This is a genomic window from Rhodocaloribacter litoris, from assembly GCF_011682235.2.
Lineage (GTDB): Bacteria > Bacteroidota > Rhodothermia > Rhodothermales > ISCAR-4553 > Rhodocaloribacter > Rhodocaloribacter litoris.
The window spans coordinates 926,186-940,626 of the sequence record NZ_CP076718.1; the positions used below are offsets into that span (position 1 = coordinate 926,186).

The following is a 14,441-nucleotide window of genomic DNA, read 5'->3' on the forward strand; positions in this document are numbered from 1 at the left end:
GCTTACGCTCATCTCCCGGCCGGGTTTTCCGGGGTCGTTGGCCGGCGCTTTCGAGAGCTTTCCGAGGATTCCCCGTGTACGGTGGCACCGGTCTACGGCGGCTTGTAGTTTCCCGATCCTCCGAACCCTTCCCTCCTCCCTTGAAACGCGTCACCATCTACACCGACGGCGCCTGCAGCGGCAACCCCGGTCCCGGCGGCTGGGCGGCCATCCTGCGGTACGGCCCGCACGAGCGGGTGCTGACCGGTGCCGAGCCCCACACGACGAACAACCGGATGGAGCTGCGGGCCGTCGTCGAGGCCCTGCGGGCGCTGAAGGAGCCGTGTCACGTCGCCCTGCACACGGACAGCGCCTACATCGCCAACGCCTTCAACCAGGGCTGGATCAAGGACTGGGTCCGGCGCGGCTGGAAGACCGCCGGCAAGAAGGAGGTCAAGAACCGCGACCTGTGGCAGGCCCTGCTGAACGCGATGGCGCCGCATCGCGTCACGTTCGTCAAGGTGCGGGGACACGCCGGCGACCCCCTCAACGAGCGGGTCGACGAACTCGCCGTAAAAGCCATGCAGAGCCTCCACTGAACCGGAGGCTCACCCCGCCGGCACCGTGACGTCCCCCCGGCCCCTGAGTGCCTCAATGAACGCCTCGACGAAGCGCTCGACCTCGGACCGCCGCACGCCGACGATCAACTCCGTATCCCCGGCGTACCGGGAAGCCCGCACTTCCACGTCGAAACGGCCGATCACTTGCATCGCCGGTCCGGTATCCGCATAGTCGAACCGGAGGTGCACCGGAAGGCGGCACACGCGTTCCTCCACCCCGGCGGCATCGAGCGCGGCCGCTGCGGCCTCGCCGTAGGCCCGGATCAACCCGCCGGTACCCAGCTTCGTGCCGCCGAAATAGCGGGTGACCACCACCAGCGTGTTCGTCAGGTCGCGTGCCTGGATCTGCCGGAGGATGGGTGGCCCGGCCGTACCGCCCGGCTCCCCGTCGTCATCGTACCGGACCGTCGTCCCGTCCACGCCGAGGCGCCAGGCCGTGCAATGGTGCGTGGCGCCATGCTCGCGCCGGCGCACGGCCGCCACGGCCGCTTCGGCGGCGGCTTCGTCCGTCACCGGCAGCGCCTCGGCAATGAAACGCGAACCCCGAACCCGGGTCTCGACCCGGGCCGGCCCGCGCAATACACGGTAGATATCCTTCATCCAGACTTCTTCCCGTGCTCAAACACGTGGATCCCGGACATGAAGCAACGCGGCTGCATCACAACCGCTCCGTCCCGCTTCATGACCGAGCCCTTTCCATACCCCGATACCGGAATCTCGTTTCATGAACGCTCAACACGGGCAGGTGGCACCCTTTCCGTTCGGTGTCGTATCATGCGGCCAGCCGTGCCCGGCCAGCCCTTGCCCCTAACACCGACCTTTCCGTGACGAGACCTATGGCTGTCGAACGAACCCTGGCCATCCTCAAACCCGACTGCGTGCGCAAAAACCTCATCGGCGAGGTGATCCGCCGCATCCAGGAAGCGGGCTTCACCATCCGCGCGATGAAGATGGTCCGCCTGACGAAGCAAGAAGCCGAGGGCTTCTATGCCGTGCATCGCGGGCGTCCTTTCTTCGAGGACCTGACGACGTTCATGTCCAGCGGTCCCTGCGTCCCCATCGTGCTCGAGAAAGAGAATGCAGTGGCCGACTTCCGTGCACTCATCGGTGCCACCGACCCCGCCGAGGCGGCTGAAGGCACCATCCGCCGCACCTTCGCCGACAACAAGGGGGAGAACATCGTTCACGGCTCGGACTCGGTCGAGAACGGGCGTCTGGAGGCCAACTACTTCTTCCCCGAACACGAGATCGTCGCCAACTCGTGACCGGGCACGGCCCCCGTGTCGTTCAAGCCGGCCGCCCGGCGGTTTTTTCCCATGCGTGCTCTCCCGCTGCTCGTCCTCCTTGCCCTGGCCTGCAACCCGGCCGCCGGCCCCCCGGCCCCGGAGACGCCGCCCTCCGTGCGAACCGGTGCGGAGGTGCTGGCCCGGCAGGCGTTCCGGCCCCTCGACGGCCTGCGGGTAGGGCTGATCGTCAACCATACGGCCCGGGTAGACACCACCCACCTCATCGACCTCCTGCACGCCGCGCCCAACGTGACGCTCGGCGCGCTTTTCGGGCCGGAACACGGCCTGCGGGGTGAGGCAGACGCTGGAGAAAAGATCGAGGACGGGCGCGATGCCCGCACGGGCGTGCCGGTCTACAGCCTCTACGGCGAGACGCGGCGGCCCACCCCGGCCATGCTCGCCGGCCTCGACGCCCTCGTCTTCGACATCCAGGACGTCGGAGCGCGTTTCTACACGTACATCTCCACGATGGGCCTGGCCATGCAGGCCGCCGCCGAAGCCGGTCTCCCCTTCTTCGTGCTCGACCGCCCGAACCCGCTCGGCGGCCTGCGGGTCGAGGGCTTCGTGCTCGAGGCGGGCTTCACCTCGTTCGTCGGGCAGTACCCGATCCCCATCGTACACGGGCTGACGGTGGGTGAGCTCGCCCGCATGATCCGGGGCGAACGGATGCTGCCCGGCCTGGACTCGCTCGACCTGCGCGTCATCCCGATGGACGGCTGGCAGCGCACGATGACCTGGCCGGCGACGGGCCGCCCCTGGCTCCCCCCCAGCCCGAACATCCCGGACTTCGAGACGGCCCTCATCTACCCCGGCACCTGCTTCATCGAGGGCACGACGGCGAGCGAGGGACGAGGCACCCGCCAGCCGTTCAAACAGATCGGGGCCCCCTGGGCCGATGCCCGCGCTCTGGCCGACACCCTCAACGCCCGGCACCTCCCCGGCGTCCGCTTCGAGCCCGTCACGTTCACCCCCGTCTCGATCGACGGCATGGCGACGAACCCGAAACACCGGGACGTGCCGGTGCACGGCGTCCGCTACGTCCTCACCGACCCTGCCACCTTCCAACCCGTGACCACCGGCCTGCACGTGCTCGAAGCCCTGTACCGGCAGGCCCCGGACGACGTGCGGGGCGACTTCCTGAACGCACGCTGGCTCAACCTGCTCGCCGGCACCGACCGGCTCCACGCGATGCTCACGGCCGGCACCCCCGCCACCGCCATCGCCGCCTCCTGGACCGACGAGGTCGAGGCGTTCCGCACCCGGCGAGCGACCTACCTGCTCTACGACTGATGCCGGCTCCCCCGCCTACCGCTCGAAATGTGCCCGGAAGACCCGTTCGAGCCGTTCGGCGGTGGGAAAATTGCGGGCCACGAAGCCGACCATCGCCACGGCGGAGAGCAGGTTGAGCCAGTAGACCGGGTAGGCCTGCATCACCCCGTTCGTCACGCCCAGCAGGCATACGACCAGCCCGAAAAGGGCCGTGCCCTCGAACAGGGCCAGACGGACGATCTCGGCGGCGCGCATACGGCCGAGCACCGTGGCGGCTTCCTCCAGGGCGGGCACACGCGGCGCAGGGCCCGCCGGCGTGGCCCGGTCGAGTGCCAGGCGATACACCCGCCCGGACATGGTATACACCGCCACACCCACGAGGGCGTGCCCGAGCGTCAGCATCCGGATCAGTTCCACGTCGGAGGCATCGGGCGGCTCCCCGACCGGCTGCGCCAGGTAGAGCACCAGCACGACGACGCCGAACAGTGTGACGCCCATCGCCAGGGCCAGCATGATGATCTGAAACGTCCGGATATGCTCCGGGGTAAGTACCCGGCGAAAAACCTCCAGGGTCAGCTTTTCCATACTTCAACACGGCGGGTTACGGGGCAGGGAGACCGCCTCCCGATCTCTGGTTCCGCCCAAAATAGCGATCTTCCCCGAAAGCTGCGTCGCCGCCGGCACGATTGGCCGGGTGAGAGCGGCCGCCCGTTCGCTAGGTTGACTGCCGACTCGATACCACCACCGCACAACCGCCTTGCCCATGAACCGAGACGAAATGATCAAACGGATCGAGGAGAACGACGATCCGTGGGACATGATCATCATCGGCGGGGGGGCCACGGGCCTCGGCTGCGCCATTGAAGCCGCCTCGCGCGGCTACCGCGCCCTGCTGCTCGAACAGCACGACTTCGCCAAGGGGACCTCCAGCCGGAGTACGAAGCTCGTCCACGGCGGGGTGCGTTACCTGCGCCAGGGTAACATCGCACTCGTGCTCGAAGCCTTGCGCGAGCGGGGACGGCTCCTGAAGAACGCCCCGCACCTGGTCCGCCACCTGCCGTTCGTGGTGCCCAATTACGACTGGTGGGAAGGCCCCTTCTACGGCATCGGCCTGCGGCTCTACGACCTGCTCGCCGGCAGGGAGGGCTTCGGCAAGTCGCGCAACCTCTCACGGGAAGAAACGCTCCGGCGGCTCCCGACCATCGAACCCGAGGGCCTGCGCGGCGGGGTCATCTACTACGACGGCCAGTTCGACGACGCCCGGCTGGCCGTCAACATGGCCCAGACGGCGGTGGACCTGGGCGGCACGGTCCTCAACTACCTGCGGGTGACGGGGCTGGTGAAGGAGCACGACATGGTCACCGGCGTGACGGCCGAGGACGTCGAGACAGAACGGACGTATGCCCTCCGCGCCCGCGTGGTCATCAACGCCACCGGGGTCTTCACCGACGACATCCGCCGCATGGACGACCCGGAAGCCCCGCCGATGATCCAGCCCAGCCAGGGCGTGCACCTCGTGCTCGACCGCGCCTTCCTCCCGGGCGAGACGGCCATCATGGTACCCGAGACCGACGACGGGCGCGTGCTCTTCGCCATCCCCTGGCACGACCGGGTCGTCATCGGTACCACGGACACCCCCGTCGAGGCCCCTTCCCTCGAACCCCGCCCCCTGCCCGAAGAGCTCGACTTCCTCCTGACACACGCCGTGCGTTACCTCACGAAAGACCCCACCCCCGCCGACGTGCTGAGCGTCTTCGCCGGCCTCCGCCCGCTCGTGCACACCGGCAACGACGGGACGGAAACGGCCGAGATCTCGCGGGACCACACGCTCCACATCGCCCGCTCGGGGCTCGTCACCATCACCGGCGGCAAGTGGACCACCTACCGCAAGATGGCCGAGGACACCATCGACCAGGCGGCCGTGCTGGCTCACCTGGACGAACGCCCGTGTGTGACGAAAACCCTTCACCTGCACGGCTGGCACGTCAACACCGCCGCCTTCGGGCCGCTGGCCGAGTACGGGGCGGACGCACCCGGCGTGCAGATGGTCCTCAAGGAGCGGGCCGGCTGGGACACCCCGCTGCACCCCCGCCTGCCCTACCGCCGGGGCGAGGTCGTGTGGGCGGCCCGGCACGAGATGGCCCGGACAGTCGAGGACGTGCTGGCCCGCCGCACCCGCGCACTCCTGCTCGACGCCCGCGCCAGCATCGAGGCCGCCCCGACGGTGGCCGCCCTCCTGGCCGAAACCCTCGGCCGCGACGAAGCCTGGCAGGCCCGGCAGATCGCCGACTATGAAACGCTGGCCCGGGGCTACCTGATGCCCTGAGGGCAAACCGTTGCACGCCCGAAAACGTATCGCGTGATGCGTCCTGCGCAGTGCACGGAGCGATGTCCATGCCTCCAAGCACGGCGCTTCTTAACCGTCAACCATCCGGACCCTGGCCCGTGTCACTTCCCTACGACCCCCACGAAGCCGCCCGTATGCTGGCCGGCGCCGACCCCGAACTGGCCCTGCTGATCGAGCGGGTAGGGCCACCGTCGCTGGAACGACCCGCCCTGCAAAGCCCGTTCGAAGCGCTGGCCCGGGCCATCGTCTACCAGCAGCTCTCCACGCAGGCCGCCCGCACGATCTACGGGCGGGTGCAGGCCCTCTTCCCCGGCGGGACGCTCACCCCGGCGGCCGTCCTGGCCTGCGACGACGCGCACCTCCGCGCCGCCGGCATGTCCCGCGCCAAGGTGGCCGCCGTCAAAGACCTGGCGGCCCGCACCCTCGAAGGCGTGGTGCCGGACCTCCATACCCTCCAGGACATGGACGACGAAGCCATCATCGCACGGCTGACCCGCGTGCGGGGCGTCGGCCGCTGGACCGTCGAGATGTTCCTCCTCTTCCGGCTGGGCCGGCCCGACGTGTTGCCAGCCACCGACCTGGGCATCCGCCGGGGGTTCATGCGCACCTACCGCCTCGACAACCTGCCCGAACCCCGTCACATCCTCGACCACGGAACCCGATGGCAACCGTACCGCAGCGTCGCCAGCTGGTACCTGTGGCGCGCCGTCGACGGGCCCGCACCGGTCTGACGACCGTCAGATCTCCACACGAAACGCTTCTTCCTCGCGGACCGACCGGGCAAAGGCGGCCAGCAAACGCACGCACCGCTCCACATCGGCCAGATCCACCATCTCCACGGGCGAGTGCATGTAGCGCATGGGCAACGAGACGAGTGCGCTCGGGACGCCGGAGCGCGAGACGAACACGTCGTCGGTGTCGGTACCCGTATACCGGGAGGAGGCCTGATGCTGAACCGGGATCCCCTCGGCCTCGGCGACGGCGATAAGGCGCTCGACCACCTTCGGATGGTTCGCCGTGCCGTGGGTGAGGGCCGGGCCGCCGCCGAGCCGAACGTCGCCGTGCTGGGCCTTGTTGATGCCGGGCGAGTCGGTGGCGTGCGTCACGTCGAGGACGACGGCTACGTCCGGGCGCAGGCGGTAGGTGACCATGCGGGCCCCGTTGCCGCCGATCTCCTCCTGCACCGCGTTGACGGCCAGCACGGTGGCGGCATGCGGCACCGTAGCGGCGGCCAGGCGGGCCAGCACCTGCGCGATGATGAAGCCGCCGACGCGGTTGTCCAGCGCCCGCCCGACGAGCCTCCCGCCGGGTAGCTCCTCCACCGTGTCGGCATAGACGGCCGGATGGCCGACACGCAGGCCCCGGGCCAGCACCTCGTCCCGGCTCGACGCCCCGATGTCGACGAACAGGTCGTGCCACTCCGGCACCTTCTCGTCCTTCGTGTCCCGGATGTGGATGGCCGTGTTGCCGATCACCCCGACGACGGGGCCACGGTCTCCCAGGATGCGCACGCGCCGTCCCCGGGCGATGGCCCGGTCCGAACCGCCGATGCGAACGACGTGCAGAAAGCCCTCGTCGGTGATGTGATGCACCATGAAGCCGATCTCGTCGGCATGGGCTTCGAGCATCAAGCGCGGGGCCCGCTCCCCGGCTGCACCGTGGCGAATGGCCCACGTATTGCCGTAATGATCGCTGTCGACCACGTCGGCCACCGCGCGGACACGGCGCGCCCAGATCCGCTGCCCCGCCGCCTCGAAGCCGGACGGGCTGGGCGTCTCGATCAGATCGAACAAAAACTGCTTTTCGGCGTCGGTCATGGAACGTTACGGTGTGGTTGACGATCGACGGTGGCGCCGCCCGGCAACGGGCCGGCCGGCACGACACAGGATCGCACCCCCAGGGAAATGCGGTAACACGCGGGCCGTGCGCAGCCTCCGCTTCAGGCAACCTCGCGCACGGTCTCGAACAAGAGCCGCTGCACGTCTAGATCGGGCGCCCGCCTGGACAGATACAGCATCTCGATGCCGACGACCCGCCCCTGCTCGTCATAATCCAGCACGATACCGGGCGCGATTTCCTCAGACCGGGCCGCCGGCGCTTCACTCAGCGTCAAATACAGCGCGTCCGCCTGCTGATCCACCTTGAGTTTCATAAAAATGTCCTCCTGCGATCAAAAAACGCCGTCACAACGTGGGGTGGCGTTTTTCTGACGTTGACGATCACCCGCAAAACGCGACCATCGAAGTCCGGAATACGCACCAGACGATGCTCCAGTTCATCGTCTACGGGGTCAGGCTCTGTCGTTTCCGGTGCGCGTAATGCCCGTTCAAGCCAGGCGAGCCGGATCTGACGCTTTGCCAGTGCATCCTGGCAGTGCCTGGTCAAAACGTAATCCACCGCAGCGACCTCTGGTCTTCCTGCTTGCGCATCGTCTCCTTCCCGCACGACGGGCCCGCCTTCCACCAGAACCCGCACTCCGGTCCATCGCGCTCGCCGGGATACGCACGCAGGGGCCGGCATGGTTCCACACGTCGACGCGACGGCCGGGGATCAGATCGAACAAAAACGGCGTATCGGCGTCGGTCATGGAACGTTACGGTGTGGTTGACGATCGACGGTGGCGCCGCCCGGCAACGGGCCGGCCGGCACGACACAGGATCGCACACCGGACGAAAAAAGCCAATCCCCGTTCCATCTCCCGCCGCTCATGAAACCGTTCTGCCGTCTGCTGCTCCTGTTCCTGCTGGTCCCCGGGTCCCTGACGGTCCGGGCGCAGCCGCATGCCCCGCTCGTGGTGATGAACCTGGCCGCCCACCCGGACGACGAGGACGGTCGCACGCTCACGTACTATCGCCATGCGAAGAACGCCGTCGCCTACAGCGTCATCTTCACCCGGGGCGAGGGAGGGCAGAACGAGATCGGGCCGGAGCTGTACGAGGCGCTGGGTGCCCTCCGCACCGAGGAGACGGAGCGGGCCGCCCGCCACCTGGGCACCCAGGTCTTCTTCCTCAACTTCTACGACTTCGGCTTCTCGAAGCAGGCGGACGAGGCGTTCGAGCAGTGGGGCGGGCGGGATCACGTGACGGCACGCCTCGTCTACCTGATCCGCAAGCTCAAGCCGGACGTCCTCTTCACGAACCACGACACCGTCACCGTCGGCCCGCGGCGGCAGCACGGGCAGCATCAGGCCGTCGGCCTCGCCGCCTACGACGCCTTCGCGCTGGCCGCCGACCCGTCGTACCACCCCGAGCAGCTCCGGGAGGAGGGCGTCGACCTGTGGCAGCCGAAGCGGCTCTTCCTCCGCCTCTGGCGCGGCCCGGCCGACGGGGCCTATGACGTGGCCGTGCCCGTGGGCACCACCGACCCGGCCACGGGCCGGCCGTACTACGAGCGGGCCATCGCCGCCATCGAGGAACACGCCTCGCAGGGCATGGGCCTCTTTGCCGACCGGCTCCGCACCGACGCCGCCTACTTCGTCCTCCTCCGCTCGGCCACCGACGCCCCGCTCGACCCGGCCGACCTGGCCGGCAACCTCGCGCCGAACACCGCCGCCCGCCCGGATCTGACCTACCTCATCGATGCGGGCCGCGTCCCCTCCCTCCCGGCGGGAACGCTCACGCTCGACGACGACGTCGCCGTCCCCGGCCAGCACCTCAGGCTCCGCTGGCAGGCCGGCAGCCTGCCGGAAGGACGCCTCCGCTGGGTCTTCACCGGCGCCGCCGACACCACCCTCCACCTCGACGGCGGCACGCCCGGCACCCTCACGCTCCGGCTCGACCCCGGCGCCACCCCGACCGTTCCGAAAAAGGTCTACCAGTACGCCCGCTTCACGAACCACCCGCCGGTCGTCTACGCGCTCTACGCCGCCGGGGCGGACACGCTGCTGGCGGCCGGCTACCTGCCCCTGGAGATCGCCCCGCCCGTCCACGTGGAAGCAACCCGTGAGGCCGTGCACCTGCATCCCGGCACGAACCACCTGCCCCTGCATGCCCGCGTCTTCGACCCGCAGGCCCGGCACCTGACACTCGAAGCCACCGTCACACGCGACGACGACGGCGCCGTCATCGGGCAGACGGCAACGACCTTCGCCCCCGCCGCCGGTGGCCGGGCCGACACGACGCTCACGCTCCGCCTGCCCGCGGGCCTCGCCCCCGGAGACTACACGATCACCTTCACCGCCCGGATCGCCCCGGCCCTCCTCCCGGTCGAGCCGGCCCGGGCCCGGCTGCCGGGGCGCGTCTTCGATGTCGCCGTACCGGAAGGGCTGCGCGTCGGCGTCGTGCAGAGCTACGACAACACGCTCACCCAGGCCCTCACCGAACTCGGCGTCGAACACGTCCTGCTCGACTCGCTGGCCCTGGCCCACGGCGACTTCGACGACCTGCACACCATCGTCGTCGACATCCGCGCCTACCTGGTCCGCCCCGACCTCCGCGCCCACAACGACCGCCTCCTCGAATGGGTCCGGCGCGGCGGCCACCTCATCGTCAACTACCAGAAGACGTTCGAGTGGAACCCGGACGCCGACGACCCCTTCGTCCCGGGTCGGAAGAATCCGGGCCATTTCGCCCCCTATCCGCTCGTGCTCAGCCGCGACCGCGTCACGCGTGAGGACGCCCCGGTGACCGTCCTCCATCCCGAACTGCCGCTGTTCCACCGCCCGAACGAGATCACCGGGACGGTCTGGGAGGGCTGGGTGCAGGAACGCGGGCTCTACTTCCCCGGCCGGTACGACCCCGCCTACACCGAGCTGTTCGCCATGAGCGATCCGGGCGAGCCGCCGCTGCGAAGCTCTACCCTGCTGGCCTCCTACGGCACGGGCACCTACCTCTATACCGCCCTCGTCTGGTACCGCCAGTTGAAAAACTACCACCCCGGCGTCTACGCCTTCTTCGCCAACATGCTCAGCCTCCCCCTCGTCGACGGGCGCTCCCTCCCGGCGGCCGGGTCGGAGTGAGGCAAGATGCGGAAACGCTTTCCCGGGAGGAACCGCTTCCGCAAGCGCTTCCTTTACTTAAAGTTATCACCCGGCGCAAAACCTCCCGGAAAAGCCACCGTAGAGAGGCCCCGGAGATCATCACGGTCTCGGCAGTACCCTGATCACCAATCCTGGGAGGGTCTCATGAAACGTTTCTCGTTCAAGGCCGGCGTGCTGTCGCTGGCACTCCTGGCAGCGCCGGCGGCATGGGCGCAGGATCGGCTCCCGCCGGTCTGGGAGGCGAACATCGCCGGGCAGCTGGAAGAGTCGCTCTCGTCGAAGAGCCCGGGCATCCGCGCCGCGGCGATGCAACTCATCGTCGAGCTCGACCGGCACCGGCCGGACCTCGACCTCAGCGCCACCGTCGACCCGCTGCTGAAGATCTACGGGCGGGATCAGGATCCGTCCTACCGGCTGATGGCGCTGTCGGCGCTGCATGCCCTCGACAACGAGTACGGCACGCAGCGCCTGGCCGAGCTGGTCCGGAAGGAACGCTCGCCCGTCGTCCGGCGGGCGACCCTGCTCGCCCTGGCCGACCTCGAAAGACGCTAACCCCTGAGCTCGACTTTGTCCATTTGACGCAAACGGGGAGGCCACCGTAAGCTGATCATCTCTTCGCCCAAAGGGATGACCGGTGCCTACGATGCCTCCCGCGTTTACTGCTTTCATGATAGCCTTCCGGCCGCTGTTCTCCAAGTCCGTCTTTCAGCACGCTCAGGTGCTCGTGGCCGGGGCGATCCTCGCACCGGGTCGCCGTACAGTGGCCAGTGCCCTGCGCGTGATGGGGCTGAGTGCGCTCACCACATTCCAGAACTATCACCGCGTGCTCAATCGGGCCACGTGGTCGGCCCGCCGGGCGGCCCAGATCCTGCTGACCATGCTCATCGAGACCTTCCATGATCGTGCAGACGAGGGGCCGCTGGTCTTTGGCATCGACGAGACCATCGAACGCCGGCGCGGGGTCAAGATCAACGCCAAGGGCATCTACCGCGACCCGGTACGTTCGAGCCGAGGCCACTTCGTCAAGGCCAGCGGGCTGCGCTGGCTCTCGTTGATGTACCTGCCGCGCATCCCCTGGGCTGAGCGGGTCTGGGCGCTGCCGTTTCTGACGGTGCTCTGTCCCAGCGAACGCTATCATACCGAAGCTGGAAAGCAGCATAAGAAGCTGACCGATTGGGCGCGGCAGATGCTGTTGCAACTGAAGCGCTGGCTGCCCGCCCGGCCAATCGTTGTCACCGCGGACAGCAGTTTTTCGGCGATTGAGTTTCTGGCCGCTGTAGGCGAGCACGTCACCGTCGTGACGCGCCTGCGACTCGACGCGGCCCTCTACGAGCCGGCTCCGCCGCGCAAGCCCGGTCAGGTGGGACGGCCCCGGAAGAAGGGCCGACGCTTGCCTTCGCTGCACGAGATCCTCTCGGACGAAAAGACCGCGTGGCGACGCTTCCAGGTGAGCCAGTGGTATGGAAGAGAAGCCTACGAGGTGGACGTGGCTACCGGATGCGCCCTCTGGTACCACAGCGGCCTGCCGGTCGTACCGCTGCGGTGGGTCCTCGTGCGCGATCCGGCCGGACGCCTTGAGCCGAAAGGGTTTCTGTGCACGGATCAACAGGCGTGCGCCGTAGACATACTTACGTGGTTCGTTCGGCGCTGGTCGGTAGAGGTGACCTTCGAGGAAGTGCGTCGCCACCTCGGGTTTGAGACGCAGCGTCAGTGGTCCGATCCGGCGATCCTGCGCACGACGCCCTGTCTGTTGGGGCTCTTCTCGCTGGTTGCCTTGATGGCCGATCGCCTGCATGCCGAGGGGGAGTTGACCGTGGCTCGGAGCGCATGGTACGACAAACCCCATCCGACCTTCAGTGACGCGCTGGCCGGCGTACGGATGGTGCTCTGGCGAGCTATGGATTTTCCGATGTCGCATGAGCGAACCGAAATGTTGAAAATCCCAAGGCCCTTGTTTGAGCGGCTAACCAGCACGTTGGCCTATGCCGCATAAGGACAAAGTCGAGCTGAGCATACACGGGAAAAGCCCGGCGCCGGCGACGGTGCCGGGCTTTTCTGTGGGGGTGCCGGCCCCACGCAACACGCGCTGCACCCCGGCGCCCGGTCTAGGTGTCACGGACCGTCGCTGCCTCGCCGACGGTGTGGATCCAGCCGCCGCCGAGCACGTCCTCGCCTTCGTAGAGGACGAGGGCCTGTCCCGGCGTGATGGCGCGGCGCGCCTCGGCGAAATGCACCTCGAGCTCGTCGTCGCCCGTCTGCCGGACCAGGCAGGGCGCGCCTTCGTCCTTGTACCGGATCTTGCCGACGGCCGGCCGTTCCTCGTGCAGCCTGTCGTACTTGATCAGGTTGAGCCCCCGGGCCGTCAGGCGCTGCTGCAAGAGTTCCTCCCGCGGCCCCACCGTGATGGTGTTCGTGGCCGGGTCGATGTGGGTGACGTAGACGGGATAGCCCAGGGCCAGGTTGAGCCCGTGGCGCTGGCCGATGGTATAGAACGGGTAGCCCTCGTGCCGCCCGACGACGGTGCCATCCTGGAGGACGAACGGGCCGCCGGCCACGCGCTCGCCGAGACCGGGTACCCGATCCCGGAGGAAGCGGCGGTAGTCGTTGTCCGGCACGAAGCAGATCTCGTACGAGTCCGGCTTGTCCGCCACGCGGAGGAGGCCAAAGTCGGCGGCCATGCGGCGGATCTCGGGCTTCTCGTAGGTGCCCAGCGGAAAGATCGTGCGGGCCAGGTGCGCCTGGGCCACCCCCCAGAGGGCATAGCTCTGATCCTTGTTGGGGTCGAGGCCCTTCATGAGGACGTACCGGCCCGTGGCCTCGTCGCGGCGGAGGCGGGCGTAGTGCCCCGTGGCGATGTAGTCGCATCCCAGCGCATCGGCGCGCCGCAGCAGGGCGGCCCACTTGATGTGCGTATTGCAGAGCACACACGGGTTCGGTGTGCGCCCGGCCAGGTACTCTTCCGTGAAGCGCTCGATGACCCAGTCCCCGAACTCCTCGCGAATGTCCACGATGAAGTGGGTGAAGTCGTGCTTGAGGGCGACGGCGCGGGCGTCGTTCATCGACTCGAGCGTGCAGCAGCCGACCTCCTTGCCGGTGCGCCCGCCGCTGCCGGTGTAGTCCCACGTCTTCATCGTGATGCCGACGACCTCGTACCCCTGCTCGCGCAGGAGCACCGCCGCCACCGACGAGTCTACGCCGCCGCTCATGGCCACCAGTACGCGCCCGTGCCTGCTCATCGTCCGCTCTTTCTATCCCAAAAACTCCGGAAAAAACCGGATTTACCGGCGTGCGGCTTCAACGGGCAGGCGCCGAACGGCGTTCCGGGAAGATCCGGTTAACCGATGTCTTTCGACCTGAAAAGAGGGCAGTCCCTGGATGCGTGACGTGTCCCGCAGCCCCCTCCGCGTGCCCTGACCGGATATGGCGGCGCCAGGCTCAATGTACAGACTCCGGGTTCCGGGTTTCGAAGGGTGTTCGCCCGCCCGCCCCTTCCGGCAGGGGTGTCACGCGGAAACCGCGCAGGCCCACCTCGCCGATGCTGCGCCCGTCCCGGAAGGGCACCCAGAAGAGCCCCGCGGCGTCCCCGGTCCTGATCTCACGCGCCGCCAGGCGCCCCTCAACGTATTCCTCGTGCGTGGCCCCCTCGGCCCGGAAGATGATCGTGAAACGGTAGGCCACCGGATGGTCGTTCGTGTTCGTCAGCTTGACGACGACGCCGTTGTTGAAGTTGTCGGCCGCCGGATAGAAGAGGTACTCGAACCTGACGCCCTCGTGCATCAGGATCGGCTTCCAGGCCCACTCGCCGGCGGTACGCGGCTGCGCGAGGAGAGGACCCGCCACGGCGAACCCGGCGAGGAACGCCATCACGCCCCCGAAGCTCCGTCGTATCCGCACGTTCATCATTTGCCGGCTCTCCGTCTCCCCCCTGGGGGATTTCCACGCAGCGGCACAGCCTCCGTTCC

The 14,441-nt window shown here is 68.2% G+C and carries 15 protein-coding genes; 8 read left to right on the forward strand and 7 right to left on the reverse strand.

Annotation, left to right across the window (positions count from 1 at the left end; genetic code table 11):
* Positions 1–140 precede the first annotated feature (140 nt).
* Positions 141–578: a ribonuclease HI gene (gene rnhA, locus GQ464_RS03915; RefSeq protein ID WP_166974620.1), complete on the forward strand. Its 438-nt coding sequence runs from the start codon at positions 141–143 to the stop codon at positions 576–578.
* 9 nt (positions 579–587) lie between these two features.
* Here the strand turns inward: rnhA and GQ464_RS03920 are convergent, their stop codons facing one another.
* The gene (locus GQ464_RS03920; RefSeq protein ID WP_166974617.1) at positions 588–1,199 is read right to left on the reverse strand and encodes an IMPACT family protein; all 612 of its coding nucleotides are present in this window, start codon (positions 1,197–1,199) and stop codon (positions 588–590) included.
* Positions 1,200–1,435: 236 nt separating this feature from the next.
* Here GQ464_RS03920 and ndk point away from each other — a divergent pair, with 236 nt between their 5' ends.
* Positions 1,436–1,864, forward strand: a complete 429-nt coding sequence (ndk, locus tag GQ464_RS03925; RefSeq protein ID WP_166974614.1) for a nucleoside-diphosphate kinase — start codon at positions 1,436–1,438, stop codon at positions 1,862–1,864.
* A gap of 51 nt (positions 1,865–1,915) precedes the next feature.
* The gene (locus GQ464_RS03930; RefSeq protein ID WP_166974611.1) at positions 1,916–3,175 is read left to right on the forward strand and encodes an exo-beta-N-acetylmuramidase NamZ family protein; all 1,260 of its coding nucleotides are present in this window, start codon (positions 1,916–1,918) and stop codon (positions 3,173–3,175) included.
* Positions 3,176–3,190: 15 nt separating this feature from the next.
* Here the strand turns inward: GQ464_RS03930 and GQ464_RS03935 are convergent, their stop codons facing one another.
* Positions 3,191–3,739, reverse strand: a complete 549-nt coding sequence (locus tag GQ464_RS03935; RefSeq protein WP_166974608.1) for a hypothetical protein — start codon at positions 3,737–3,739, stop codon at positions 3,191–3,193.
* A 178-nt stretch (positions 3,740–3,917) separates the two neighbouring features.
* Between GQ464_RS03935 and GQ464_RS03940 the strand changes: the two genes are divergently transcribed.
* Both GQ464_RS03940 and GQ464_RS03945 read left to right on the forward strand, forming a co-directional pair.
* The gene (locus tag GQ464_RS03940) at positions 3,918–5,480 is read left to right on the forward strand and encodes a glycerol-3-phosphate dehydrogenase/oxidase (protein WP_166974605.1); all 1,563 of its coding nucleotides are present in this window, start codon (positions 3,918–3,920) and stop codon (positions 5,478–5,480) included.
* Between the two features lie 119 nt (positions 5,481–5,599).
* On the forward strand, positions 5,600–6,232 hold the full coding sequence (locus GQ464_RS03945; RefSeq protein ID WP_228350573.1) for a DNA-3-methyladenine glycosylase family protein: 633 nt from the start codon (positions 5,600–5,602) through the stop codon (positions 6,230–6,232).
* A gap of 6 nt (positions 6,233–6,238) precedes the next feature.
* On the opposite strand, the gene GQ464_RS03950 is transcribed toward GQ464_RS03945, so the two are convergent.
* The 3 genes from GQ464_RS03950 to GQ464_RS03960 form a co-directional block, all read right to left on the reverse strand.
* A complete protein-coding gene (locus GQ464_RS03950; RefSeq protein WP_166974602.1) occupies positions 6,239–7,318 on the reverse strand; it encodes a M42 family metallopeptidase in 1,080 nt (359 codons plus the stop codon).
* Between the two features lie 122 nt (positions 7,319–7,440).
* Positions 7,441–7,653 (reverse strand): DUF2283 domain-containing protein, encoded by a 213-nt coding sequence (locus GQ464_RS03955; RefSeq protein WP_166974599.1) that lies wholly within the window; start codon positions 7,651–7,653, stop codon positions 7,441–7,443.
* Positions 7,650–7,898 carry a DUF4258 domain-containing protein gene (locus GQ464_RS03960; protein ID WP_228350574.1) on the reverse strand — a complete coding sequence of 83 codons (249 nt, stop codon included), beginning with the start codon at positions 7,896–7,898 and terminating at the stop codon, positions 7,650–7,652. Before GQ464_RS03960 ends, GQ464_RS03955 begins: the two co-directional genes overlap by 4 nt.
* A 310-nt stretch (positions 7,899–8,208) precedes the next feature.
* Here GQ464_RS03960 and GQ464_RS18695 point away from each other — a divergent pair, with 310 nt between their 5' ends.
* The 3 genes from GQ464_RS18695 to GQ464_RS03975 all read left to right on the forward strand — a co-directional run bounded on the left by GQ464_RS18695 (position 8,209) and on the right by GQ464_RS03975 (position 12,472).
* Positions 8,209–10,458, forward strand: coding sequence for a PIG-L family deacetylase (locus GQ464_RS18695; protein ID WP_166974594.1), 2,250 nt, complete (start codon positions 8,209–8,211; stop codon positions 10,456–10,458).
* A gap of 165 nt (positions 10,459–10,623) precedes the next feature.
* Positions 10,624–11,031, forward strand: coding sequence for a HEAT repeat domain-containing protein (locus tag GQ464_RS03970; RefSeq protein ID WP_166974592.1), 408 nt, complete (start codon positions 10,624–10,626; stop codon positions 11,029–11,031).
* Between the two features lie 91 nt (positions 11,032–11,122).
* Positions 11,123–12,472 (forward strand): IS701 family transposase, encoded by a 1,350-nt coding sequence (locus GQ464_RS03975; RefSeq protein WP_166982011.1) that lies wholly within the window; start codon positions 11,123–11,125, stop codon positions 12,470–12,472.
* A 112-nt stretch (positions 12,473–12,584) separates the two neighbouring features.
* On the opposite strand, the gene mnmA is transcribed toward GQ464_RS03975, so the two are convergent.
* Both mnmA and GQ464_RS03985 read right to left on the reverse strand, forming a co-directional pair.
* Complete coding sequence (gene mnmA, locus GQ464_RS03980) at positions 12,585–13,715, reverse strand: tRNA 2-thiouridine(34) synthase MnmA (RefSeq protein ID WP_166980727.1); 1,131 nt, start codon at positions 13,713–13,715, stop codon at positions 12,585–12,587.
* Between the two features lie 199 nt (positions 13,716–13,914).
* Complete coding sequence (locus GQ464_RS03985; RefSeq protein ID WP_228350575.1) at positions 13,915–14,382, reverse strand: hypothetical protein; 468 nt, start codon at positions 14,380–14,382, stop codon at positions 13,915–13,917.
* Positions 14,383–14,441 lie beyond the last annotated feature (59 nt).